23 protein-coding genes are annotated in these 24,710 nt (G+C 43.2%); 17 read left to right on the top strand and 6 right to left on the bottom strand.

Annotation, left to right across the window (positions count from 1 at the left end; translation table 11 throughout):
* Positions 1–69 precede the first annotated feature (69 nt).
* The 10 genes from NBH03_RS11145 to NBH03_RS11100 all read left to right on the top strand — a co-directional run bounded on the left by NBH03_RS11145 (position 70) and on the right by NBH03_RS11100 (position 9,900).
* The gene (locus NBH03_RS11145; protein ID WP_015513796.1) at positions 70–1,614 is read left to right on the top strand and encodes a Mur ligase family protein; all 1,545 of its coding nucleotides are present in this window, start codon (positions 70–72) and stop codon (positions 1,612–1,614) included.
* 103 nt (positions 1,615–1,717) lie between these two features.
* Entirely contained in the window at positions 1,718–2,614 is an 897-nt protein-coding gene (locus tag NBH03_RS11140) for a transporter substrate-binding domain-containing protein (RefSeq protein ID WP_250799620.1), read from the top strand.
* A gap of 72 nt (positions 2,615–2,686) precedes the next feature.
* On the top strand, positions 2,687–3,397 hold the full coding sequence (locus NBH03_RS11135; RefSeq protein WP_015513794.1) for an amino acid ABC transporter permease: 711 nt from the start codon (positions 2,687–2,689) through the stop codon (positions 3,395–3,397).
* The gene (locus NBH03_RS11130; RefSeq protein WP_178440542.1) at positions 3,381–4,187 is read left to right on the top strand and encodes an amino acid ABC transporter ATP-binding protein; all 807 of its coding nucleotides are present in this window, start codon (positions 3,381–3,383) and stop codon (positions 4,185–4,187) included. The genes NBH03_RS11135 and NBH03_RS11130 overlap by 17 nt, the downstream gene beginning before the upstream one ends.
* Positions 4,188–4,345: 158 nt before the next feature.
* Positions 4,346–4,795, top strand: coding sequence for a hypothetical protein (locus NBH03_RS11125; protein WP_215689046.1), 450 nt, complete (start codon positions 4,346–4,348; stop codon positions 4,793–4,795).
* Positions 4,796–4,965: 170 nt separating this feature from the next.
* Positions 4,966–5,397 (top strand): hypothetical protein, encoded by a 432-nt coding sequence (locus tag NBH03_RS11120; protein ID WP_215689047.1) that lies wholly within the window; start codon positions 4,966–4,968, stop codon positions 5,395–5,397.
* A gap of 19 nt (positions 5,398–5,416) precedes the next feature.
* Positions 5,417–5,770: a glutamate--tRNA ligase gene (locus NBH03_RS11115; RefSeq protein WP_250799619.1), complete on the top strand. Its 354-nt coding sequence runs from the start codon at positions 5,417–5,419 to the stop codon at positions 5,768–5,770.
* Between the two features lie 229 nt (positions 5,771–5,999).
* Positions 6,000–8,498, top strand: coding sequence for a helix-turn-helix transcriptional regulator (locus NBH03_RS11110; RefSeq protein WP_250799618.1), 2,499 nt, complete (start codon positions 6,000–6,002; stop codon positions 8,496–8,498).
* Positions 8,499–8,585: 87 nt separating this feature from the next.
* Positions 8,586–9,323 carry a DUF3137 domain-containing protein gene (locus tag NBH03_RS11105; protein WP_250799617.1) on the top strand — a complete coding sequence of 246 codons (738 nt, stop codon included), beginning with the start codon at positions 8,586–8,588 and terminating at the stop codon, positions 9,321–9,323.
* Positions 9,324–9,453: 130 nt separating this feature from the next.
* Complete coding sequence (locus NBH03_RS11100) at positions 9,454–9,900, top strand: hypothetical protein (protein WP_250799616.1); 447 nt, start codon at positions 9,454–9,456, stop codon at positions 9,898–9,900.
* Between the two features lie 84 nt (positions 9,901–9,984).
* Here the strand turns inward: NBH03_RS11100 and NBH03_RS11095 are convergent, their stop codons facing one another.
* The 4 genes from NBH03_RS11095 to NBH03_RS11080 form a co-directional block, all read right to left on the bottom strand.
* Positions 9,985–11,841: a vWA domain-containing protein gene (locus tag NBH03_RS11095; protein WP_250799615.1), complete on the bottom strand. Its 1,857-nt coding sequence runs from the start codon at positions 11,839–11,841 to the stop codon at positions 9,985–9,987.
* A 40-nt stretch (positions 11,842–11,881) separates the two neighbouring features.
* A complete protein-coding gene (locus NBH03_RS11090) occupies positions 11,882–12,943 on the bottom strand; it encodes an AAA family ATPase (protein ID WP_250799614.1) in 1,062 nt (353 codons plus the stop codon).
* 23 nt (positions 12,944–12,966) lie between these two features.
* Entirely contained in the window at positions 12,967–13,152 is a 186-nt protein-coding gene (locus NBH03_RS11085) for a hypothetical protein (RefSeq protein ID WP_178440552.1), read from the bottom strand.
* Between the two features lie 262 nt (positions 13,153–13,414).
* Positions 13,415–14,344 (bottom strand): FliH/SctL family protein, encoded by a 930-nt coding sequence (locus NBH03_RS11080; protein ID WP_215689055.1) that lies wholly within the window; start codon positions 14,342–14,344, stop codon positions 13,415–13,417.
* A 196-nt stretch (positions 14,345–14,540) separates the two neighbouring features.
* Here NBH03_RS11080 and NBH03_RS11075 point away from each other — a divergent pair, with 196 nt between their 5' ends.
* On the top strand, positions 14,541–15,053 hold the full coding sequence (locus NBH03_RS11075; RefSeq protein ID WP_250799613.1) for a YunG family protein: 513 nt from the start codon (positions 14,541–14,543) through the stop codon (positions 15,051–15,053).
* A gap of 115 nt (positions 15,054–15,168) precedes the next feature.
* On the top strand, positions 15,169–15,756 hold the full coding sequence (locus NBH03_RS11070; RefSeq protein ID WP_250799612.1) for a metallophosphoesterase: 588 nt from the start codon (positions 15,169–15,171) through the stop codon (positions 15,754–15,756).
* 184 nt (positions 15,757–15,940) lie between these two features.
* Here the strand turns inward: NBH03_RS11070 and NBH03_RS11065 are convergent, their stop codons facing one another.
* A complete protein-coding gene (locus NBH03_RS11065) occupies positions 15,941–16,786 on the bottom strand; it encodes an arginase (RefSeq protein WP_221718707.1) in 846 nt (281 codons plus the stop codon).
* 230 nt (positions 16,787–17,016) lie between these two features.
* Between NBH03_RS11065 and NBH03_RS11060 the strand changes: the two genes are divergently transcribed.
* The 4 genes from NBH03_RS11060 (at position 17,017) to glmS (ending at position 21,922) form a co-directional block, all read left to right on the top strand.
* Positions 17,017–18,540, top strand: a complete 1,524-nt coding sequence (locus NBH03_RS11060) for a UDP-N-acetylmuramoyl-L-alanyl-D-glutamate--2,6-diaminopimelate ligase (RefSeq protein WP_250799611.1) — start codon at positions 17,017–17,019, stop codon at positions 18,538–18,540.
* 69 nt (positions 18,541–18,609) lie between these two features.
* Positions 18,610–19,026 carry a stage V sporulation protein AB gene (locus tag NBH03_RS11055; RefSeq protein WP_015513782.1) on the top strand — a complete coding sequence of 139 codons (417 nt, stop codon included), beginning with the start codon at positions 18,610–18,612 and terminating at the stop codon, positions 19,024–19,026.
* Positions 19,027–19,104: 78 nt separating this feature from the next.
* The gene (locus NBH03_RS11050; protein WP_330410543.1) at positions 19,105–19,638 is read left to right on the top strand and encodes a SpoVA/SpoVAEb family sporulation membrane protein; all 534 of its coding nucleotides are present in this window, start codon (positions 19,105–19,107) and stop codon (positions 19,636–19,638) included.
* Between the two features lie 463 nt (positions 19,639–20,101).
* Positions 20,102–21,922, top strand: a complete 1,821-nt coding sequence (gene glmS, locus NBH03_RS11045; protein ID WP_250799610.1) for a glutamine--fructose-6-phosphate transaminase (isomerizing) — start codon at positions 20,102–20,104, stop codon at positions 21,920–21,922.
* A 176-nt stretch (positions 21,923–22,098) separates the two neighbouring features.
* On the opposite strand, the gene aroA is transcribed toward glmS, so the two are convergent.
* Positions 22,099–23,403 carry a 3-phosphoshikimate 1-carboxyvinyltransferase gene (gene aroA, locus NBH03_RS11040; protein ID WP_250799609.1) on the bottom strand — a complete coding sequence of 435 codons (1,305 nt, stop codon included), beginning with the start codon at positions 23,401–23,403 and terminating at the stop codon, positions 22,099–22,101.
* A 252-nt stretch (positions 23,404–23,655) separates the two neighbouring features.
* On the opposite strand from aroA, the gene NBH03_RS11035 reads away from it, so the two are divergent.
* The gene (locus NBH03_RS11035; protein WP_250799608.1) at positions 23,656–24,399 is read left to right on the top strand and encodes an amino acid kinase family protein; all 744 of its coding nucleotides are present in this window, start codon (positions 23,656–23,658) and stop codon (positions 24,397–24,399) included.
* Positions 24,400–24,710 lie beyond the last annotated feature (311 nt).

Below are 24,710 nucleotides of genomic sequence, written 5' to 3'. Positions count from 1 at the left end.
CCATTCACTTGCACAGATGTTTGAATTTGAACCTATACGTATGCAGTTAATTGCAAGGAGGAAATACGTATGAAAAATTATACATTAAAAGAATATGCAGATTTGCTGTCTTCTGTCGATATGCTGGCAGAGGCGGAAATGATGGGAAGGGATGAGACGGTCATTACATATCTGACGTATGATTCAAGGGCAGTGACACCGGGAACCCTTTTCATCTGCAAAGGTGCAGCCTTTAAAGAACAGTATCTGGAAAATGCGATCCGGGCAGGTGCTGTGGCTTATGTTTCTGAAGTACAATATGAAACAGAGACCAAGGTGCCGTGTCTGATTGTGAAGGATATCCGTAAAGCCATGCCGCCGCTTGCTGAGATGTATTTCAACAAAGCATGGCAGGAATTGACGGTCATCGGTTTTGGCGGTACGAAGGGAAAATCCACATCTGCTTATTATATGAAAGCCATTGTGGATGATTATATGGCAGCCACAGGGGGCAAAGAAAGTGCTGTTTTATCATCCATCGACATATACGATGGTGTGATTCGACAGGAATCCCATATTACAACACCGGAATCGGTGGAATTACATGAGCATATGCGCCATGCGGTAGACAGTGGTATTACTTATCTGGAGATGGAAGTTTCCAGTCAGGCGTTAAAGTATGACCGTGTGAATAATATGCAGTTTGATGTGGCGGTTTATCTGAATATTTCAGAGGACCATATCAGTCCGATCGAGCATAAGGATTTTGAAGATTATATTTCATCTAAGATGAAGATGTTTGCGCTGGCTAAACAGGCAGTTGTCAATCTGGATGCGGATTTTGTGGAGCGTGCCTTAAAGGCTGCAGAGGATGCCGGCAGCTTCAAGACATTCAGTCTGAAGGATCCGTCTGCGGATTTTTATGGCTACAATATTCACAAAGAAGATGGAGAAATCATTTTCTCTGTGAAATGCGATAAGTTTGATGAGACATTTTCACTGACCATGCCGGGCTTATTCAATGTGGAGAATGCCGTTGCCGTTGTGGCTGCAGCGACACTGCTGAACATTCCTCTTGAATACATCAAGTCCGGTCTTCACAGGGCAAGATCCAGTGGCCGTATGGAACTGTATACAAGTGCCGACAAGCGCGTGACAGCGGTTGTGGACTATGCCCACAATAAACTGAGCTTTGAGAAGTTATTCGGTTCCACAAGAGAAGAATATCCGGATCATGATATCGTGGCTATTTTCGGATGCCCGGGCTATAAGGCATATATCCGCCGTAAGGACCTTGGTCTCATTGCCGGAGAATATTCCAAGAAGGTTTATCTCGTGGCTGAGGATCCCGGCAAGGAGCCTGTACAGCAGATTTCAGAGGACATTGCCCAGTATGTGGCTCAGAAGAATTGTCCGTATGAGATTATCGAAGACAGAGGTGTGGCTATCCACAAAGCCATTATGGAGTGCAAGCGGCCTACCGTTCTTCTGATTACCGGCAAGGGAAATGAGACACGACAGAAATACGGCACGATCTATGCGGATTGCCGTACAGATGTGGAATATGTCAAGGAATATCTGGAAGAATATAACCATTCACCTTCCCATGTACTGGAAAATCAGAATTTAGACTAGTTTTTTGCGAAAAACATGATAAAATATGTAAGAGGTCAGTATGCATTCATAATGAATAAACATACACCGAGAAGCAACGATAATTTTAAGGAGGATAAGTAAAATGAAAATGAGAAAAGTATTAAGTGCTCTTCTGGTTGCAGCATGTACCCTTTCACTGGCAGCATGCGGCAGTTCCAGCAGCAAGAATGAAACAACAGGCGCATCAGGAGAAACTGCAGCAGGCAGTGCCAACACAGCAAAGGTTATCGATGTGGACCTGACAAGTGAAGAATATGCATTTGGTGTGGATAAAACACAGCCTGAACTGCTTGAACAGACCAACACATTTATCCAGAAGATCAAAGATGACGGTACACTGGATGCCATCTGTGCAAAATATTTCGGTGATGGTGAACCTGAAGCTGTTGAATCAGCAGAACTTGACAGTTCCAAAGACCAGTTGGTTGTAGCTACAAATGCAGCTTTCGAGCCTTTTGAATACACAAAGGGTGACCAGTACTATGGTATTGATATGGAAATCGCCAAACTTCTTGCAGATGAACTTGGCAAAGAGCTTGTTATCCAGAACATGGATTTCGACGCTGTATGCTTATCTGTCAGCCAGCAGAAATGTGATATTGCTATGGCAGGTCTGACAATCAACGAAGAAAGACAGGAATATGTAACTTTCACAGATTCTTATTATCAGGCATCCCAGAGACTGATTGTGCCAAGTGCAGATACAACATTTGACGAATGCAAGACAGCTGATGAAGTTGCAGCTAAACTTGGTGAATTAAGCAACTCTGACAAGATTGGTGTTCAGGCCGGTACAACAGGTCAGTATTACGTTGAAGGCAGCGATGATTGGGACTTCCCGGGTCTTCCTGCTGAATGTGTAACTTATAAGAGCGGTTCCCTGGCTGTTCAGGATATGTTAAATGGCAACATCAAGTATGTCATCATTGATGCTGCTCCTGCTGCAGCAATTACAGCATCTATCAACGCAATGCAGTAATCTTTTATAACAGATGGGCCTACAACCCATCTGTTATGCTGTACGAGCCTGAAAGGATAAAGAAGAGTCATTATGGGAAATTTTGATCAGAAAGTTAACAAGTTTATAGAGATATTCTGGGAGCAGAATGGCTACAACAAGGTGCTTCAGGGTCTGCAGAACACCTTGATGATTGCCATTGCCGGTCTGATCATCGGTATTATTATCGGTACGATCATTGCCACTGTCCGTGTACTCCCAAAATATAAAACATTGCCGAAGGTGCTGAATGCGATCTGCAGCTTTTATGTTGCATTATTCCGCGGTACGCCTATGGTTGTTCAGCTCCTTGTCTTCTACTATGTTCTTTTACCGATTATCGGTTTGAAGATTACAGGTGTTCAGGTGGCGATGATGGTCTTTGGTCTGAACAGCGGAGCCTACATATCTGAGATTATGCGAAGCGGTATTCAGTCTGTAGATCCGGGACAGATGGAAGCCGGACGTGCAGTGGGTTTAAGTTTTGGTACGAGTATGATCAAAATTGTTATCCCACAGGCAGTCAAAAATATTCTCCCGACACTGGGCAATGAATTCATTTCCCTGATCAAGGAGACATCTGTTGTCAGTTTTGTCGGTGCGGCCGACCTTTATGTAGCATTTAACTATATCGGCAGCAACAGCTATGAATTTATGGTTCCATATCTTGTCATGGCATTGATTTATATCGTTCTTGTGCTGATTATTTCATTATTAATCAAATTGATGGAAAGGAGCCTGAAGAAGAGTGATAGACGTAATTAATCTTAAGAAAAGCTTTGGCAGTGTCGAAGTTTTAAAGGGCATCAACATGACCATCAATAAAGGCGATATTGTAGCGATCATCGGACCATCAGGTTCCGGTAAGAGTACATTTCTCCGCTGCCTGAACTGTATGGAAGACCCTACATCGGGACAGATCATTTTCAACGGGGTGGATATTGCAGATATGAAGGTCGATATCAATATTCACCGAAGAAAGATGGGCATGGTATTCCAGCACTTCAATCTTTTCAACAACAAAACCGTTCTTGAGAATATTATGCTGGCACCTGTTTATACCCGTTGTCAGGAACTGAAGAAAGCCAAACGTCATAATCGTCTGGCGGCATTTGGCAAGAAAGAACAGATTCCTGTGACAACCACCAAGGAGCAGATTAAGAAAGAAGCCAGAGAACAGGCCATGAATCTGCTGAAACGTATCGGGCTGGAAGATAAGGCGAATGTCTATCCTTCAACACTGTCCGGTGGTCAGAAACAGCGAATTGCCATTGTCCGTGCCCTGGCCATGAATCCGGATGTGATTCTTTTCGACGAACCGACATCTGCCCTGGACCCTGAAATGGTCGGAGAAGTTCTGGAGCTGATGAAACAGTTGGCAGAGGAAGGCATGACCATGGTGGTTGTTACCCATGAGATGGGATTTGCCAGAGAAGTGGCTTCCAGAGTCGTCTTCATCGATGAAGGTGTCATCAAGGAAGAGGCAGAGCCGAAGGAATTCTTCGCCAATCCGAAGGATGCGAGACTGAAGGAATTTCTGTCGAAGGTGCTGTAAAACTGAATTTGAAGTGATATAAGACAGGCCGTCCGGTCAGCGAAGTGCTGACTGGGCGGCTTTTTTGACGTTCCGGGAATACCTCCGCTGATGCCATATGATATATTAGAGACAACAAAGAACAAAGCAAATATATTTTTAGAAAACGGAGGAGAAAAATGTTCTGGATTTTAGTAATTGGTATCGTTATTGTTTATTGTGTATTAAAAGGGGAAGATAATTCCGGCAGCAGTTCTAATAAGCGTTCAAGCACCACAACTTCAAAAGCTCAAGCAGCTAAAACATTAAATGTACCGTATCCGTATAGCACGATTAAAAGAATGGAAGTACCGGTATACATCTGGGAGAACGGAATCAACAATAAAATTGCGACGGATATTTTGGCAAAGAAAATCATATATGATGAAGGAAATCATCTGCTTGTATTACATTGTGGTTTTGGTTTTGAAAACAGAAATAATTTTGAAATGCATTGGGAGAATGCGGTGTTCTATGATGCTAATGGAAGAATGGTTGATGTGCAACATAAAGGGTGCAGAGGAATTGTGCCAAAGTATGATGAGTTCGGTGAACATCCGGAGACAATAGTAGAGTATGAGTTAGATTAGTTCTGAGAGGCGAGTGTGAAAATTCGCCTCTTTTTAGGTTTGCGCGGATAATGAGCAAAGCTCATAGTGAGAAAATAAGGCTTTCCAGGAATACTCCCACGTATGAAATATGATATATTAGAGACAACAAAGCTATTACAGATACGTGTTTAGAAAAAGGAGAGTATATCATGACAAAAGCAGATGAGATGAGAAAGATGGCAGCACAGAATAAAAAAACAAAAACTGAGAAAGTCGATGATTATGAAGAAACATTAAATAAAACATATGCTAAGTTTATATGTACAGTAGAAGACTCAGCAAATAAAGGAATTTCTAAAGGATATGCAGCGGAAATTCCAAGGATGCTGGTTCCGGGGAAGTATACTTTTGAATGGAAAAACAAGGGACTTTTCACAGATTATTATGTTGCGAAAATGACTTCTTTAGGTGAACGTTTTTTGAAAGATTTTAAGGCAAAAGCGGAAAAGGATGGTTTTCAAATTGAATATAAATTAATGTATTCAGGTGTGGAACATACATTTGGTGAAAAAATTTTTAAGAAGAAAAATTCAGCGGGTTATGTGTATACGCCTACAGTTCAGGTGTTCTATAGATTATAAAAGGAAAAGGTGAATAAAAATGTTCTGGATTTTATTGATTGGCATCATTATTGTTTCTTGTGTATTAAAAGAGGAAGATAGTTCCGGCAGCAGTTCTGACAAGCATTCAAGCACCGTAACTTCAAAAACTAGAGCAACTAAAACATTAAATGTACCGTATCCGTATAGCGCGATTAAAAGAATGGAAGTACCGGTATACATCTGGGAGACCGGAATCAAAAACAAAATTCCTACTGAATTGGAAAAAAGGAAATTAGATATGTTGAGGGACATCATCTGCTTATATTACATAGTTCTTATCATTCCTTTCGCTTCGCTCAAGGCACAAACAAGTTATGAAAAATGTTGTGTCCCTCCTCTCTTTGATTTATAATTCTTGTATATTCATCAAGGTATGGGGAAATTGCAGTAAAAAATTCTGATGGTACAGTGAAAAGAAAGTGAAAATGTATCAGGCGGCCAAAAAGTATTTTGAGGCATTAAAATCGGCATCATCAGATAAGGATTTAGAGGTATTGAAAGAAAAGATAGATGTATTGCAGGGAATATAATCAGAGCAGTACATAACGGAGATTTTTTTACATATATTGGGAGGCGGCGCAGTGGCAAGACAAAAATGGAATCTGAATACAATTTATATATCAGAACGGCTGAAGGCGTGTCTGCGTCCGGTTACCTGTTGTGCGCTGACAACGGTGGTGGCTCCCATGGGATATGGAAAGACAACAGCCATCAACTGGTTTTTGGATGAACAGGGAAAAATGGATGCACTGTGTCTGATCCGTATCAGTGTGTATTCGGACAATCTGGCTATTTTCTGGAAAAGTGTACAGGTGGCTTTTAAACGGGCGGGTTTTGATTTTCTGGAGGATTATGCCTGTCCGGAGGATGTTGCAGGAGCAGGATTGCTGATAGAGGATATGTGTCATGAATTGTCGAAAACGGGCAGTTGTTACATTTTTATTGATGATTTTCATCTGTTGACGGATAGCCGTGCATCTGCTTTTTTGTGTATGCTTGCCAGGCGACTGTCGGGAAATGTCCATTTGATTGTTGCAGGGAGAAATCAATTTCTTTCGTCGGCAGATATTTTGTGTCTGGGCGGCAAAGTTTACCAGATTGGTGTAGAACAGCTGCGACTGAATCGTAAAGAGCTTGCGGTTTATGTGAAGCGCTGTGGAATAAAACTGTCTGAGAAACAGACAGAAACACTTTTTTATTCCAGTGAGGGATGGTTCTCAGCAGTTTATCTGAATTTGCAGATATTTTTGGAGAGAGGCGTGCTGCCGGATGGGGCTTCGGATATTTATGCGGCATTTACCAGGGCGATGATTGAACCGCTTTCTGCAAAGCAACGGGAATTTCTGGCTGTTATGGGGATTGCGGACGAGTTTTCGGCAGAAATGGCCGTTTTTGTTACAGAAGATGAGGAAGTAAGAGCCATGGTGGATATTCTGACTGAGCAGAATGCTTTTGTGAAATGTCTGGCAGATGGTGTGACTTTCAGATTTCATCATATGATGAAAGAATGTGCCAATCGGGTTTTTGCGGCGTTGGATGAAGAAAAACAGGCATTTTACCTGAATCGTTTTGGTCTGTGGTATGAGCAGCACAGTCAGTATCTGCATGCCATGGATGTCTATCGAAGAAGTAAAAATTATGATGCATTTCTTCGGGTTGTTAAAAATGATGCGGGAATTCTGCTCGCTTCACTGAATGCGCAGGAGGTTATGAATGTGTTGGCTGAATGTCCTGTTTCCATTTTGAAAGCACATCCATTGGCGATTCTGGTGCTGATGCGCAGCATGTTTAACTGGCGTCTGATTCCGAAGATGATGGAATTGAAAGTGCTTTTGATGGAAGTGGTGGAGGAAAATGCAGCGCTCTCTGATGAGGAACGTGGCAATCTGTTGGGGGAATGCGATTTAATTATGAGTTTCCTTTGCTATAATGATATCGGAGCTATGAGTCAGCTGCATCGAAGAGCCAGCAGCCAGATGTCCAGACCGGCCATCAGTATTCAGAACAACGGCGGCTGGACCTTTGGATCGCCTTCTGTGCTGATGATGTTTTACCGTGGTCCGGGACAGTTGGAAAGTGAGCTTGCCCAGATGGATGAATGTATGCCGCATTATTACAAGATTACCTGTGGTCACGGACAGGGGGCAGAAAAGATTATGCGGGCGGAAGCAGCTTTTGTACAGGGAAGATTTGTGGATGCACAGATTGAGCTGGAACGGGCTTATGCACAGATTGAAGGAAATGGCCAGGAAAATATGGCGCTTTGCTGTGATTTTCTGGCATGGCGACTGGCTCTGGCTGAGGAAATGAAGCCGCATTGTAGTCTGGAGAGGCGGCGCACCGAATTACTGCGCCATCATAATGCTGCCTGGCTTAATATATGGAGTGGCATCAGTGCCTATTATTATGCGCTGTTGGGTGAGTCTGAGAAGATTCCTCCGATATTTGGTGAACACAGGCTTTCGGATATCAATATGCTTGCCCCGGGAAGACCAATGATGCTGCTGATTGAAAATCAGGTTTATCTGGCACAGGAAAATTATGCAAAGGTGATTGGCCGCAGCGATGGACAGCTTTCTGTCTGCGAAGGCATGCATTATAGGCTGGTGGCGCTGCACATTCGTATTCAGACAGCGGCTGCTTATGAAGCCATGGGAAAATGGCAGGAGGCGGAGCAGATGCTGACGCAGGCCATTCTGGAGGCGGAGACGGATTATCTGATGCTTCCGTTTGTGGAGAATTATCGTTATTTGAAAAAACTTTTACTGCGCTGTCAGAAACAGGAAAGTCTGTTTGTCAGGTATCTGATACAGATGGGTGAAATGTATGAGATGCGGCGGGAATGTCTAAGGAAAGAGGCACATCGCCCGGAGGTACTGGCTGTATTGACAGATAAAGAATATGAAATGGTGCTGCTCATTAATCAGCATCAAACGAACCGGGAAATCGCGGAGAAAATGTTCCTTTCAGAAGGAAGTGTAAAACAATATGTCAAACAGATTTATTCAAAACTTCAGATTGAAGGGGATACCAGAACAAAGAGAAAGCAGCTGTTACAGCTGTTGGAAGAGAATTCCTAACTATTGGTGAATAGCCATTGCAAAAAATCCATTGTACAATGTCGGTACAGTGGATTTTTCTTTTTCTACAAAGTGGAGGTGCGTTATATGTCATATGTAATTATTGGGCTGATTATTGTTGCTTGTATTATTCATTCAGTTTTGAAGAAATCAAAAGAGACTGCTGATCAGGCAGTAAATGATGCGATTGTGCCGAGAGTGATGAATACACTTTTTGATGATGTGCAGATGCATCCGGAAGGGCATTTACTGGATGTTAAGGGATCGAATATTCCGCTGCAAACATATAGCTATCTTAACAGCAGCGGCAATATTTGTTTTCGTTATCAGGGACATCCGGCAGAGTTGTGCAGTATTACTTTAACAGAGGTGAATGACTATATTGATGAGAACAACGATATGCGGCAGACAAATGAGCAGGAGATTTACCGGGGACAGTGGATGTGCTGTGAACTTGGGGAGACATTTCCTACCGGTTTTACATTCTGGCCGAGAGGCAAACTGGATAAAATCTTCCGGACAAAAACGATTAAAACCGGGTATGAAGCTTTTGATAAACGGTTTAATCTCAGCTGTGATAATGAGGAGTGGGTGATGTATTTTCTGAATCAGGACAGAATGGCCCGGATTCTTGAACTGACGCAGACGGCCTTTGGAGAATTTGCGGTTTGTCTGCATGGGGATGGAAAGTTGGATCTGGCGGTGCACAGCGGTCATCATTTCTTTGAGGTGGGAAGAGACAGAAATAATCCGGAGGCATTGAAACAGCGCTATATCAGGGAGTTGAAATGGTGCAGGGATATGCTGGATGTCTTTATTTCCTAATGCAGAAAAATACTCCTTCCGGGAACAGGTGCGTCCTTAGTCTGTGTTATATTAAAGTCACAAAAGAACAACAGAAATAAATTTTGCGGGTGAGCCGCATAAGGATGAATCTAAACGGAGGAGATATACAATGAGTTTTTGTGACGAATTAAGAAAAATTGAATGGGAAAATTCATACAGCAATAAGAAGGAAGAAATCATTCATCGTGAGGTTGAAGGGCTGATTACGGGCATTAAGGTACTTTCCCGTAATGCGGAAAGGGATGGCAAGCGGAATTTAACCGGATATTATGATCAATTTTATTGGGATACAACAGATTACTTTATTCAACCGTCTGTCAGTGAAACGGGATTTCAGAGGTATACAATGCTTTCTTTCTTGAAAGGCTATTCACAGTATGAAGCGATGAATATACGACAGGAAATCGTTAAGAGACTTCGCCAGCGACTTGCGGAAATGGGATACAGAAATGTTCAGCTTCGTATTGACGAGGTCGCGCAGAGAGAGAACAAAAAATTTTTTGCCTCAAAAACGGGCGTGACACTGTATTATCTGTGGCTGAATATTTCATGGTAGAAGAACAAGACAGGCCATCACATTCATGAAATGGAAATGTGATGGCCTGTTTGGGAATGTAAGGGTTTAATAAAATGTAAGGGTTTAATAAGATTCTTTCGGTTCTTTATTCTCCATATAAAATACCTTGCCTTTTGGCCGGAAAGGCAGTCGATTGCCATTGGGAATGAGAAAGGCATGTTTCCGTCGGATTTTTAGATTATCTTCGATATAGCCGTCTGTGATTACAAGAATCGGGCCGGAAGGTGGGAAGTCTTTGGCTTTTTCCAAAGCATCAATTCCGGGCTGAAGGATTGTGCCGCCTCTGCCGGTGATTTCTACTCTGCCTGCGATATCTTCCGGGGCCATGTATCCGGCATCGGTGGCCTCGGCATCACAGAAGATTATCCGGACAAAGGGGACGTCCTTGGCAGCAGCGTAGCTGGCAGCGGCACCCAATGCTAAGCCAATCTGTGCAGAACACATGGAGCCGGAGGTGTCGATAACAACGCCAAAAGTTCGGCTTTTCAGCTCTTTTTCCTGAAGAATATAGCTTGGCCTTGGTATATTCGGTGTGGAACCCTGGCGTCTGCTTGGTCTTACATAGGTGCGATGCTTTTCCAGAGGCGGGAATTGCTCATCAAACCATCTGCCCAGCTGCACTTCCCAGGGGATAGGCGGCATGGAAAGAGCGCGGATTTCTTCAATAAGTCCGGCCGGTAGATAGCCTCTGCTGTGGGTGGTGTGATAGTCAAGTCCTTCACGCAGCGCGTTCTTGAAAAATTCATCCAGACTGATGCCTTTGTGCAGGCCTTCAAATCTGGGACCCTGATCGCCAAACAGATCGCCTTTTCCGTATCCTCTGAAAGTGGCATGCTTTTTGAATTTCCGCATTTTTTTGACAATAAGGTCATAAATGGCTTCTGCAGACATATTGTGCAGGCTTTCATCATACAGAAGATCTTCCTCCGGCATGCTGCCGATATGCATGGCAAGGAGCCAATCATTAATGACATAATCGCAGGCAATATTCCAAAGATAGTGATTCCGACCCTGGCATCGTTCATGGTGGCAGAGTCCGGCATGCAGATATTCATGGGCGAGGACGAATTTCCATTCCTCAAGTGTCAGACAACATGACGGATTAGTATATATTTCTCCGTGTACTGCATCTACAGCAGCAATGTGTATTTCATATCTGCGGCATAAATCAATGTCTTCAATAATCTTAAAAGATGAGGCCAGGCCGCCAAGAAGCGGATAGTGAGATAAGAACCATTCAGAGGCTTTGGAAATTACGGTGTCTTTCTTTTTTGAGGCATCGTGTCCGCCGGCATGGATGACTACTTTTTTGATGGAGTGATTAATGGCAGCTGCAAAAGTTTCGGTATATTCATTTTGTTCACCTTTTTTATAGACGATGGGTGAGGAGATGCCAAACATATCACATGTGCTGGATGTATTTAAACCGTATGTCTGTTTTGGGGATATGCCTTCTGTGTCAAGCAAGTATTCGTAAATCTTTCTTTCGTCATTCAGTTTGATGGGATAGAAAGCTGACGGGTCCTGAAAGAGACTGCCGCTAAAACCGATGTCCGTCAGAAATCTTGTTACATAGATATCGCAGGCTTTATTCCATACAAGAGGATAGATTTCTGCGGCAGAAGGCATTTTGTTTTTGTCAAAATGGCCAAAAGCGAGGTGGAGAAGGTGATGGGCCATGACATAGGCCCATTCAGCGGCATTCAGGCGGACATGTATATTGACAGAAATCTCTCCGTTTTTGGTGACGCAGGCCAAACTGCTATGATTGGATAAATGTGCATTTCTGACTGCAATTGTTCCATCTAACTGGGAAAACAGCGGGTGTGACTGGAGCAGGTCAAAGCCGGCATAAATGGGTTTTAAGCCATCCGGCATATTGTTTTCATTGTAATAAAATTTTCTTCTAAAATAAGCCATAAGGATACCTTTTTATTGCATATTGATTGCGGAATAAAAATTATTTGCCGTTGACCAGTCGGGGCAGATCACGGATGACTTCAATCATAAACCAGTCAGGGAGAGCGGCGTTGTCATCGGAAGCAACCACCATCTGGGCAATTTCGAAATTGATAGTAGATAAATCTTTGATCATACGCTTGGCACGATAAACGAAAGAGAGCATATTGCCGGAAATATCCTGTTTACTTTTTGGCAGTTCGGAAATGAGCCTTGCACGGAAGGACTGTGCAAGAAAATAAAGAATATCCCGGTCTTCAGCTTTTGAAGGCCATTTTGTTTTTTCAGCAATAATATCGTCAAGCATATGATGATTGGCAAGACTCTTTATGTAAGCAAGAAACATGCCGGCATGGGAAGGGGTAAGACAGCCATAGACAAGCATTTTCAGTACGTGGCTTGAAAGTTCTCTTTTACCGGCACCGTATTCTGTCAGGGCATCACTCAGCATATGCCATGATCTTGGTGTAGAGAAAGGCTCTTCTGTTTTGGGTGCTTCGGAAAAAAGATGGTCAGGCCGCTGGATAATGTAATCAATGACCCATGGGTGAAGCTGACTGCGCTGTGCCCACTTGATCCACTGTCTTGCATCAGCCTTCATCTGAACGTGGAACATTCGGTTGATCAGGGCAGAAGACATGGTTTTGACAATGGCAGAGTCCTGAATTCGGTTTCCGGCACCAACGACAATGCTGCCTTCCGGGAGGTGATATTCGCCGATTCTTCTTTCGTGAATAAGAGAATAGAAAGCTTTCTGAACTTCCTGGGAACAGGCATTGAGTTCATCAAGAAATAAGACATAAGGCTCTTTGCGGGCAATCATTTTCGGAGGAAGAAATTCGGAAGTTTCACCTTTGATCTGCGGAATACCGATAATATCTTCCGGTGCTAGCTGACTGCCGAGAAGCGATACACAGGGCAAGCCGATTTCAGATGCAAATTGTTCCACAAGTGCAGATTTTCCGATACCCGGTGCACCCCAGATAAATACAGGCCTGCTGGGAGCAACATTGAGCAATATTTCCAGCAGGTCATCCTGTGTGACAGTAATTGGTAAATTCATAAAATCCTCTTTCTGGTGTTGTTTCAGGCAGTGATTTGACTGCGCTGCTGTTCATTATAGCGTTTTTTCTGGTTAATATGGCGAACTTTTGCTCTTGGATAATATTTGCTGCAGTGCTGACAGTATGTCTTATGCTCGGCAGCACGGCCCTTTGAACATTCGCCGCGGCAGATATAAAATTTGCATGGTGTTTCTCTGTATTTGCTCATGGTATTTTCCTCCGGGGCCAGTTAAGGAACAGTCTTCTGGCTGGTTAAATCTAATTGTTGCGTGCTCTTTGATTACAGAGTATAGCATGGATGAAGGGGAAAAACATTGAACTATTAGTTGAAAATGACAGCAGACGGCGAGGCTCAGCAGATAATGAATGAAATATCCAAAGCAGGCCATCACATGTGGAAATGTGATGGCCTGTTTGGAAATGTAAGCGTTTTACAACAGTTTTATAAACTTATATTTGACTTTTAAAAATTATAGATTATGTTTTTTCAGGACATCCAGTACAAAATCTATGGATTGCTCACAGAGAGCAGCAATTTCTTCTGGTGATTTGTTTTGTGCATGATAGGAAAGAATTAGGGAAGTGAGAAGTTTGTCAGCACGTTCCTTTTCTTTAGTAATATCTTGTTCTGCTTGACGTAAACCATCTTCAAACCCTTCTTCATAACTAATCTCTTTCTCGGAAGCAATGTGTGCGGCACTATCATATTCTTTGAATAACATATCGGTAACCTCCGCTCTGTGTTCACGTAAAATATCGGCGAGGATGTCCTTTTCAATGCATTCAGTAATTGTTTCTTCTATTGCGTCACCCAGTGAAAGCCCATCAGAAATCTTTTTTCGAAGCGCAGCCACGAATAATGAATACTGATGGAGCAGCGGGCAGCGTTCCATGATTTGAGCGCTGTGTCCGGCATTGATATTAATCATATGGGCAGTAAATTCTGCGGATGAAACTTTAGAAGCATTTGTTCCGGCCATGCTGTCTGTCAATTTGAGGATTACTTCGTCTGCGGCTTTCTTTAATCCGTTATAAAAGACATAATAGCGCGGAACAGGAATAGTCAGTAATTTACTGGAATACATGTCCAGACGATTCTTTTCAATAAATTTCTTTAATGCAGCACTGGTGTAAATCAATCCGCGAAGCGGCATATTCGGATTATAAGAACTTTGATGCTCAAACATATTCAGATTCCAGTCAAGCAGGAATGACAAATCATTTTTCATTCCCATATATAGGAAATCGTTCATGGTATAAAACTCCATGGCATCCGTCTCTTGATAATCACTGTCGTTAATGGCATTGTAAAGCGAAAGCGCAGCTTCTTTATTATTGAAAATAAATCGGAAAAGGCTGTCCTTGTATTTACGGTTGTAATAGGTATTTTCCTGCGACATTTATAGATTCTCCTTTAATTGTACTCAAAACTCACCGGTGGTGCAACTATTATATATCGATTTAAGTAAAAAGTTTGTCGCAACGTGTAGATAGAAAAATATTTAATTTTGATGAAAATAAGTCCCTTTTTATTTATATGTGAAATGTTATAATGTGTAATAAAGAAATTATTTAAATCATAGATGGGGGTATAATATGAGAACTGCTGTTGAGAAAGCTTTAGAGGAACTTGTGGATGTAGTTCCGGCAGGTGCAGATGGTTTTTATTATCAGGGTCAGGAGCTAAAAGATAAAAAGTGTAAAGAAGTAGAGGCATTTAAGGGAATTGACACTTTACATAAATTGTATGCTGTTTTGAGAAAATCCTGGAGTTCCAGTACTGCATATAAGTCATGTCAGAGCGAATGGGTTTCAGAGGACCCTTCTTATGGTCAGTGTGCAATTACTGCAACATTGGTATATGATATGTTTGGTGGAAGTATTCATCGAATAAGAGTAGAGGGCGGTGGAACACATTATTTTAATAAAATAACAGGACAGTATGTAGATCTTACACGTGAACAGTTTGACTTGTATAATATTGAAGTTGCATATGAACCAAATGAAACAATGCAAAGGGAATACTGCTGTAAAAATCCGGATACAAATGCAAGATATAGGCAATTGCAGAGAAATATTATCGCATATCTGAAAAATAATGAAGATTAAATGTAGATTTTATGAATGAGTTGTTTTACTGATGGTTAGGAAGCAAAATTATATAGAGTATGTTATGCTAATAATATCCACAGCAAATACAAATATAGGAGAGGCGGAATGAAAATTGAAGTATTATATCAGTGATTTACATTTATTTCATGAAAACGCCATTGCCTTTGATCCTCGGCCATTTGCGTCATTGCAGGAAATGCATGATACGATTTTAAAGAACTGGAATGACCGTGTGACCAATGGGGATATGGTATATATTTTAGGTGATGTGAGCATGCGCGGCAAAAAGGAAGAGCTGATTGCATTCGTGGCTCAGTTAAAAGGGCGTAAAGTGTTGATCAAGGGGAATCATGATGACGTTTCTGATTACCGTTATCAGCAGTTGTTTCATGAAATCTGCGATTATAAAGAAATGCATGACACGATTGGTAAGGAGCATTATAGTCTGGTTTTGAGCCATTATCCGATTTTCAGTTGGAGGAACATGGGGCGAGGAAGAATTCTCTTGTATGGGCATACCCATGAGAGTGAGGAAGACAAGTTTTATCAGAAGTGTCTGTCCGAGATGAGGGCGAATGACTGCCGGCATGTCTATGAAGCGGAAGAATTAAGAGCCTATAACGTTGGATGTATGCGGGATTATATGAATTATACGCCGAGAACGTTGGAAGAAATTCTGAACTCAAGGCGTAAGGTGTAAGGAATGGTTTATTTAATAACAATGGAAGAAATTTATCCATTCCGGCAGGCAGTCTTTACATGAAAAGTGAAGATGTTTTGTACGAGATTAAAAAGATCCAGCAGGAAGAGGCATTTGTGAGATGAACAAAGGGGCGTATCATTGTGATACGCCCCTTTACTGTATCAAAAAGATTCAATAGATTTTACAATCCCTGCACATGTTCCACCAGTCTGGATACAAATCCAGCCGTAATATCATCCTTGTCCAGTTCATGATTAAATTCAACGATATCCATCGCCTGAACCGGCAGCCGTGTCAGCAGCTCATCCATCATCAGGAAGACGTCGTCTTCATTGAAACCTTCCGGAACGGGAACGGAGACGCCAGGCATCAGTTTCGGATCCATGGAATCAATATCGAAGCTGACATGAACAGCCGGGCAGTGGCTGAGATAGTCAATACTTTCGTTCAGACAGTTCTGAAGACCGTGTTCCATAATATAATCCCATTTATAATAACGAATATGGTGTTCTTTGAGAATTTCTGCTTCCGGCGGATCAATGTCACGCAGGCCAAGCATAACAATGTTGCCTGATTTTAACTTGATGCTGTCATCCAGAAAATGTGTCAGGGAAGGTTCACCAAGTCCCAGAAGTGCAGCCACCGGCATTCCGTGAATATTGCCGGTAACCGTTGTCTTGTCAGTGTTGATATCCGGGTGCGCATCAATCCAGATCAGCCCGGTTTCGCCTTTGGTATAAACAGATGTAGCGGATACAGAACCCATGGCGGCACTGTGATCTCCGGCAATCATCAGAGGGCGATGCCCGGATGTTAGAATATGGTAACCTTGCTTGGCAATGCCTTCGCAGGTAGCGCATACACTTTCGAGATTCTTCAGATTGGCACGGAAAGGTCCCTTACACGTGATTTCTGGAACTTTATTCATTTGAAGATTTTTAAAATTTTCTGTTAAATAGTCGATACTTTTGATTAATCCCTTTGCACCGACGCCGTAGTGGGTCGGACAGCCGTATAATTCAAACATGATTGCCTCCAATAAATCAATGTCTGTGATCGAATGAGATATCAGACATTTCTTAAGTTTACTGCACTATAACACGGGTCAACTGGTCTGTCAATTTAATGGAATAAAGCCTATAGGACATGAAATGCATAAAAAAATGTATAAATATGGAAATATACACTTACATTGGAAGTGAGTCAAACATCATCCTGAAACATAATATAGTATAACCCCATTTTTGGAGTTATGTCATGATTTTGAAAGCATTGTTTGAAAGGATTCCGGCAGTATTGTGTCAGGGCAGCTGGGATACTGATATAGCATCCATTGCAATGTGTTCGAAAGAGGTAACAAATAACAGCCTGTTCATCTGCATTAAGGGTATGGAGCAGGATGGCCATCAATATATTCAAGAAGCAGCAGAGAGAGGAGCAGCAGCATGCCTGGTTGAAGAGGCTTTCTGGAAGAAGTCGGCATCCGTGCATGGAAATTTGAAGCAGCCTGAGAAAAAGACATCCGCATATGGGGAACTGAAGCTGCCTGAGCAAATGACGATTGTATCTGTGCAAAATACGCGAGAAGCAGCAGCCTGGGCGGCAGCAGCTTTTTATCGTTATCCGTCAAAGGAATTAAAAGTGATCGGGATTACCGGCACAAAGGGAAAAACATCCACAACGTTTATGATCCGGGATATTCTGGAAGCCGCCGGGTATAAAACGGGACTTCTGGGCACAATAGATTATGAGATTGGTGAAGAGAAAAAAAGGGCGGAGCGGACAACACCGGAGGCGATTGATATTCAGCGTTATCTGAGAAAAATGGCAGACAGCGGATGCCGTTTTGCAGTGATGGAAGTCTCTTCTCAAGGATTAAAACTTCACCGCTCGGATGGCATTTTATTTGATGTGGGGGTTTTCACGAATCTTGGAAGAGATCATATCGGCCCGAAAGAGCACAAAGATATGGCGGAATATGCGCATTATAAAAGTCTGCTGTTTCAAAAGTGCTGCTTTGGGATCGGCAACATAGATGATCCCTATTATAGGGAAATATTTAAAGATGCCTCATGTCAGGTTTGTACCTATAGCTGTAGGCAAAAAGCGGATGTTCAGGCTTCAGATATAATGTTAGCCAACCGTAACGGACAATTAGGTACATTTTTTAAAGTCAATGGGGAAGAATATGCAGTATCAGCACCGGGGGAGTTTTCTGTTTATAATGCAGTGGCGGCAATCACCGTATGCAGACACTATGGTATTGATCAGGAGATTATCCGAAAAGCACTCAAGACAATCCGTGTTCCCGGAAGGGTGGAAGTTATTGACAATGACAGGGGATATCTGCTTCTGATCGACTATGCCCATAATGCCATGAGTCTGAAAAATATACTGAAGACGATGCGCCGGTATCATCCTAGACAACTGTGGGTTCTTTTCGGATGCGGCGGAGGCAGATCAGCAGCAAGGCGCAGAGAGATGGGCTGTGTGGCAGGAAAATATGCAGACTTTACAGTGATTACATCGGATAATCCAAGATATGAGGAACCGGAGCGGATTATGCAGACAATTGAGGAGGGAATGAAGGAAACAAAGGGACAATATCAAATGATGGTTGATCGTAAAGAAGCCATGCGGTTTATGCTGGCACAGGGACGGCCGGGAGACATTTTGATCCTGGCGGGAAAGGGCCATGAACAGTATCAGGAGATCAAAGGAGACTATTTGCCGTTCAATGAAAGAAAAATTGCGCAGGAAATCCTGGCGGATCTTGACTAATACATCATTTTCGAAATAACGATGTATTTAGAAGGATGCAGAAAAAGTTTTAATGGAGGAACAGAGAAAATGAAGGCATTGATTTTATGGGGGATCGGTATGTCGGGCGGAATCGCAGTGGCGGCGGGATTATTTACCTTCCTTGTAATTACGGGAATTCCCCATCGGTTAATGACGATAACTCACACGACGGCCTATGGCGGATGGTATGAATGGATGTTTGTGCTGGGTGGTGCGCTTGGTAATGCAGTCTGGCTGACAGATACAGCAGTAAAAATACCGGCAGGGATGTTTCTGGCAGGTGCAGCAGGCCTTCTGGTCGGGATATTTATCGGGTGTCTGATCGGAGCGATTGCAGAGGTGCTGGATGCGTTGCCGGTGTTTTTCAAAAGAATCGGTATCCGTCAGGGCATCGGTGTCGTCATTTTCTGGATGGCCGTCGGCAAAACACTGGGGGCCTGGATGTGGTATTTCATATTGACATAAATGCCAGTATAAAATAAAAGCAGGTATAGATTGAAGAATATGAAGGCGGGATACTGATTGATCAGAAGAAAGGTGTGAATGAAACAGATGGAAAGTGAAAAGCAGACAAAAAATGAAAAACAGACAAAAGGTGAAAAACGGATGGAAGATGAAAAACAGGCTGCCAGGAAGAGGCGGGATAAACGATATAATGATTACGTGAAGCAGGTAACTCCGAAACATAACTGCCTTTTAAATATGCTGAAAGCATTTGTTAGTGGAGGCTTCATTTGCGTCATCGGGCAGATGTTTTCGGATTGGTACGGCAGTATGGGACTTATGAAGGATGAGGTGTCAGGATATACAACGCTGTCGTTAATATTGATCAGTGTGATCCTGACATGTCTGAACTGGGTGGGGCCCATCACAAAATTTGCCGGTGCGGGCTATCTGGTGCCGATTACAGGCTTTGCCAATTCGGTGGCAGCATGTGCACTGGAATTTAAAGCTGAAGGAGAAGTTTTTGGTGTGGGCTGCAAGATATTTACCATTGCAGGCCCGGTGATCTTGTACGGCATTGTCACCAGCTGGGTACTGGGAGCAATTTATTGGGTGGTGCAGATGTTTGCTTAGGATAATATCAGGGAAGTGCGCCGAAATCAGGTCTGCAGATGAAGAGAAAACTTGACAAAACAGCCGACTTGTTATAGTATACAAAAGAAACTTTGACAATTGAATAGATGGATTCACCATAATTTTTTCTTTAAGCGCCATGTACCGGAGTGATCCGGTTAACGAGGAGAAGGGTGATCGAAGATTCGGCGGATGCCCTTTCGTACAGCCCGGTGCGTATATATTGACAAATATGCAGGCAACTGCAAAACAAAAACAATATAACGGGAACTGATAAGTCATATTTTGTAACTGTTCAGAGCCAAGCAAAATTTCAAAAACAGGTATAAAATGCGTAGCATTTTGGAGGTTGGCTCTGAACAGTTACCATATTTTAAAGAATGAAATGACGAAATGATTATAAGAAGTATCGGAACTGTGCAGACAGTCCGATACGTAAAGATATAGATAGTGAGGAAAAATTATGTGTGGAATAGTAGGTTATACAGGTAAACAGAGTGTTGCAAAGCAGATTCTTGATGCATTGGAACTGCTGGAGTATCGTGGTTATGACAGTGCCGGTATGGCAATTGTTGATGAGACAAACGGCCAGGTGCAGATCCGTAAGCGTGCCGGAAGAGTAGCAGACCTTGAAAAGGCATGGAAGGCTAATCCGGTGAATGGTATTTGCGGTATTGGTCATACACGTTGGGCAACCCATGGCGGTGTCAGCGATGTGAATGCACATCCGCATCGTGCAGGACGTATCACATTGGTTCACAATGGTATTATTGAGAATTATGAAGAGCTGAAGGATCATTTTGGCCTGGCGGATGAACTGATTTCTGATACAGACAGTGAAGTTGTTGCTGCGGTATTGAACCGTTTTTATACAGGTGATCCGCACGAAGCACTTTTCCAGACAGTGAAATGCCTGAAAGGTACTTTTGCCCTTGTGGTTATTTTTGATGATATCCCGGATGTGATTTTTGCTATCCGTAATGTCAGCCCAATCGTTGCCGCTTATCGTGAAGACGGTACCATGCTGGCATCTGATGTGGCTGCTCTTGGCGGTCAGGCAACAAGCTATATGGTAGTTCCTGAATATCACGTCGTTGAACTGCATACAGATGACATCCGTGTTTATAATATGAAGAATGAACTTTGCGAGGCAGAATTCCTGGATATTGACTGGGATACAACAAGAGCAGGCAAAGGCAACTATCCATTCTATATGGAGAAAGAAATCATGGAACAGCCGGAAGCAATCAAGGCAACACTGGCACCTAGATATGTGGATGGACGCATTTCTCTGGAAGCAGACGGTGTGCCGGATGATGTTCTGAAGAACTGTGAACGTGTCTGCGTGGTAGCATGCGGTACAGCAATGCATGCCGGTCTGGTTGCACAGTCTCTGATACGTTCAATCCTTCGTATGCATATGGATGTGGAATACGCATCTGAGTTTATGTATATGGATCCTGTCATTGATGACAAGACACTGGTTCTGGCAATTTCCCAGTCCGGTGAAACCATTGACACACTGGAAGCGCTGAAGTATGCAAGAAGCCAGGGTGCGAAGAGTATTGCAGTGATCAATGTAAAGGGTTCTTCTATCGCCCGTGAAAGTGATTATGTCATGTACACTTATGCAGGTCCTGAGATTGCTGTTGCAAGTACAAAGGCTTATACAACACAGATGGCAGCTTTATTTGCCTTAATCGGCCGTATGGCTGTTGTGCGAGGTGCATTCAATGAAGAACAGGAAAAAGCTTTTGTTGATGCATTGATGCAGGCTCCGGATGCCATTCAGCAGGTACTGGACAGAAAAGAAGAGATGCATCACATTGCCAGAGGCCTTCTGGAAGCCAAAGATGCTTTCATGCTGGGTCGTGGTCTTGATTATGCCATCCTTCTTGAAGGCGCACTGAAGCTGAAGGAAGTTTCTTATATTCATACAGAAGCTTATGCATCCGGCGAATTAAAGCATGGTACAATTGCACTGATCACAGAGAAGACACCGGTTGTTGCCCTTGTAACACAGGAACGTGTCCGCGATAAGGAGCTTTCTAACATCAGAGAGGTTCAGTCCCGCGGTGCAAGTGTTGTGATACTGGTTAAGGACGGCATTGATCTGGCAGATGCAGATTATACACATGTGTTCACGCTTCCTGCCATGGATGATGTGGCAATGGCATTCCCTGCCTCGGCAGCATTGCAGCTGCTGGCATATTATGTATCCATGGACAGAGGTCTGGATGTTGATAAGCCAAGAAACCTGGCAAAAGTTGTTACAGTAGAATAAAGTGTTTAGAGCCCGGCATACCGGCCAATGGTTTGTCTTTCGGCTTGAAATCAATTTTGTATGGTGAATCTGTCTTATGTCGAAGTAAATATGTCAAAGTAAATAAAAGGAAGCGATCAGAATCTGCGGATTTTGGTCGCTTCCTTTTTGGTTGGATGATAAATGTGTGCAAAAAATTATTTCAGATAGTTTCGACAGATCGCATCCAGTACGTCAAAATAATTTTCAAATGTTTTCCGGCAGCAAAGCGGGTTACTAATGATGATACCCGGTGTGCGAAGTCCCGTCAGTGAGAAGGCCATGGCCACACGGTGGTCGTCATAGGTTTCAATGGTGGCCGCATGCGGGGTGCCGGGTTCAATATAGATATCATTGCCTTGAATTGCTGCATGGATACCCATACGGGAAAGATTTTCCACGATCGCAGCCATGCGGTCACTTTCCTGAAGACGGATATGGGCGATGCCGCGGATAAAAGTCGGACTGTCGGCAAATGGCGCAATAGCAGCCATGGTCAAAGCCTGGTCGGAAAAGCTGCTCATATCGATATCGATGCCGTGGAGTCTGCCCTGTGCAGGACCGGTCAGGCGGATACCTTCCGGTGTATCCTCAGCACTGCAGCCCATTTTCTCGAAGGTGCGAAGCAGTGCCACATCTCCCTGCAGGGAATCAAAGTGAACGTGTCGGACAAGGACATTGCCGCCGGAGAGGACAGCCATGCCGTAGAAATAGGCGGCAGCTGATACATCCGGTTCAATCTGATAATCCTGTGACTGATAAGCGGCATTTCCCGGGATTCGCCATGTCTGATCGTAAGAAACAGAAATTTCGACACCAAACTGACGCATCATGGCGGTGGTCATATGAATATAGGAAAAACCATGATTGCCGGTGATATGAATGGCAAAATCATGATCCATCATCACAGCGGCCATGAGAAGGGCACTTAAGAACTGACTGCTGTCGCCGATATCTACAGTGGCCTCTGAAGCGGTGATACCTTCTGAATAGATGGTAAAAGGAAAATAGCCTTCCTTTTCATGGCAGTCAATGCGGCAGCCCAGATCTGTTAAAGTGTTTAAAAGGGCAGCCATGGGACGCTTCTTCATCTGTTCGGAAGCATCCAGATGCCAGACACCTTTGGCACAGCCCAGCATGGCTGTCAGGAAACGGGCAGCGGTTCCGGCACTTCCAACATTGATAGCGGCTGTTCCTTTCGGGATGCGGCCGCCAAGACCTGTGACGCGAACGGTATGGGCCGGTTCATCAACCACGACATCAAAACCAAGATCCTTTAAACACTGCAGGAAGTGCCTGGAATCGTCACTGAACAGGGCGCCTTTCAGCAGCGTTTCACCATTGGCAAGGGCAGCCAGCATCAGAGCGCGGTTGGTAATGCTTTTGGAACCCGGCGCATCGATGGTCAGCTCAAAAGGATGTGTCGGATGGCTAAAAATCGGTTGTACTTCATATATATTCATGGGAATCCTCCTGGATCATTTTAATAGGATAGTTCAGAACGGTGATGACCGGCGCTGAACAGTAACATTGTACCACAGAATTTTGGGAAGGGGTATGTATTTGTATTGCAATTTTATACAAAATATGGGTATAATGATAATGTATGTTCTGCGGCTGGAATGCATTGGTGGACAGGACAGGGAGAATGAGGCACAGCAGATTAATGCGAACATTCGCCCATAGAATCCGTAAGTATGAAAAGAGGATAAGAAATGGATCATAATTTATACCATGAAATAGAAGATAAGGCACAGATTCTAGTAGATTCTCTGCCATATATCAGAGATTTTAACCAGAAGATTATTATTATCAGTTTCGGATGCAGCAATATCCTGACCGATGAGGAAGAACAGGAAGTTATGCGTGACATTGCGTTGATGAAATCCATCGGTATGCGTCCGATTGTTGTTCACGATACCAAGATGGGACATGACAAATTCCGTGAGAACAAACGTATTGCCAAGATGATTGAATTTTGCGGGGTAAAGGCAGTGGGTATCTGCGGTATCGATCTGCAGACTATTCATATGACACTGGACAATGATTATATTCCGGTTATTACGCCGAATGATATTGACAATGAGGACACACCGATTCTGCCGGAAGATGCTGCGAAGGAAATTGCCGTGTCAACCGGTGCAGAGAAGGTGCTTTTCCTGGGCAAAGAAGACGGCATCAGAGATGATGAAGGCCATATTATTTCACAGATGACCCGTGATGAGGTGGTCAAGATGTATGTAGCAGGAAAGTTTGAGGGCAGACTGCTTCAGAAAGTGACCTATGCCCTTCAGATGATTGAGCAGGGGGTGCCGAGAGTGCATATTCTGGGATCAAAGATGGCCCATGCGCTGTTGGTGGAGATTTTCAGTATTATCGGCGTGGGTACAGTGATTATGCCTGACAAAGAACATTATTATCCACATGAATTGAAGAAGAGAACGGCCGCTGCAAAGTAATATCGGACGGACTTTGCCGGGATTATACATAGGACACAAAGCGTATTGATAAGCAATAAGAGAAGCTGATGCACAGAGAATAAGGCATCAGCTTTTCTGTGCTCTGAATTTATGAAAACAGATATTTTTCAAGGAAAAATCATAAGAAAAAACAGTCGGGAAATGTCAGTAAAATGTATGCGACAAATGGTGAAAATCGTATGTTGACATTACGTTTCATTAAAATGATAATATAGTGTGCAGGAGGCGGAAAAGGCCGCTGACGCAAAGAAAAAGTGAAATGAATTTTAGATGTGCATACACAGAAAGGA

The sequence above is a fragment of the Coprococcus intestinalis genome (assembly GCF_023656595.1).
Taxonomy (GTDB): domain Bacteria; phylum Bacillota; class Clostridia; order Lachnospirales; family Lachnospiraceae; genus Coprococcus_A; species Coprococcus_A intestinihominis.
The sequence above is the reverse complement of the archived record's forward strand: the minus strand, read 5'-3'. Positions and strand labels throughout refer to the sequence as shown.

Coding starts and splice junctions, on each gene's coding strand:
- NBH03_RS11145 (WP_015513796.1), top strand. CDS start 70: ATGAAAAATTATACATTAAAAGAATATGCAGATTTGCTGTCTTCTGTC.
- NBH03_RS11140 (WP_250799620.1), top strand. CDS start 1,718: ATGAAAATGAGAAAAGTATTAAGTGCTCTTCTGGTTGCAGCATGTACC.
- NBH03_RS11135 (WP_015513794.1), top strand. CDS start 2,687: ATGGGAAATTTTGATCAGAAAGTTAACAAGTTTATAGAGATATTCTGG.
- NBH03_RS11125 (WP_215689046.1), top strand. CDS start 4,346: ATGTTCTGGATTTTAGTAATTGGTATCGTTATTGTTTATTGTGTATTA.
- NBH03_RS11120 (WP_215689047.1), top strand. CDS start 4,966: ATGACAAAAGCAGATGAGATGAGAAAGATGGCAGCACAGAATAAAAAA.
- NBH03_RS11115 (WP_250799619.1), top strand. CDS start 5,417: ATGTTCTGGATTTTATTGATTGGCATCATTATTGTTTCTTGTGTATTA.
- NBH03_RS11105 (WP_250799617.1), top strand. CDS start 8,586: ATGTCATATGTAATTATTGGGCTGATTATTGTTGCTTGTATTATTCAT.
- NBH03_RS11100 (WP_250799616.1), top strand. CDS start 9,454: ATGAGTTTTTGTGACGAATTAAGAAAAATTGAATGGGAAAATTCATAC.
- NBH03_RS11095 (WP_250799615.1), bottom strand. CDS start 11,841: ATGGCTTATTTTAGAAGAAAATTTTATTACAATGAAAACAATATGCCG.
- NBH03_RS11090 (WP_250799614.1), bottom strand. CDS start 12,943: ATGAATTTACCAATTACTGTCACACAGGATGACCTGCTGGAAATATTG.
- NBH03_RS11085 (WP_178440552.1), bottom strand. CDS start 13,152: ATGAGCAAATACAGAGAAACACCATGCAAATTTTATATCTGCCGCGGC.
- NBH03_RS11080 (WP_215689055.1), bottom strand. CDS start 14,344: ATGTCGCAGGAAAATACCTATTACAACCGTAAATACAAGGACAGCCTT.
- NBH03_RS11075 (WP_250799613.1), top strand. CDS start 14,541: ATGAGAACTGCTGTTGAGAAAGCTTTAGAGGAACTTGTGGATGTAGTT.
- NBH03_RS11065 (WP_221718707.1), bottom strand. CDS start 16,786: ATGTTTGAATTATACGGCTGTCCGACCCACTACGGCGTCGGTGCAAAG.
- NBH03_RS11060 (WP_250799611.1), top strand. CDS start 17,017: ATGATTTTGAAAGCATTGTTTGAAAGGATTCCGGCAGTATTGTGTCAG.
- NBH03_RS11055 (WP_015513782.1), top strand. CDS start 18,610: ATGAAGGCATTGATTTTATGGGGGATCGGTATGTCGGGCGGAATCGCA.
- NBH03_RS11050 (WP_330410543.1), top strand. CDS start 19,105: ATGAAACAGATGGAAAGTGAAAAGCAGACAAAAAATGAAAAACAGACA.
- glmS (WP_250799610.1), top strand. CDS start 20,102: ATGTGTGGAATAGTAGGTTATACAGGTAAACAGAGTGTTGCAAAGCAG.
- aroA (WP_250799609.1), bottom strand. CDS start 23,403: ATGAATATATATGAAGTACAACCGATTTTTAGCCATCCGACACATCCT.
- NBH03_RS11035 (WP_250799608.1), top strand. CDS start 23,656: ATGGATCATAATTTATACCATGAAATAGAAGATAAGGCACAGATTCTA.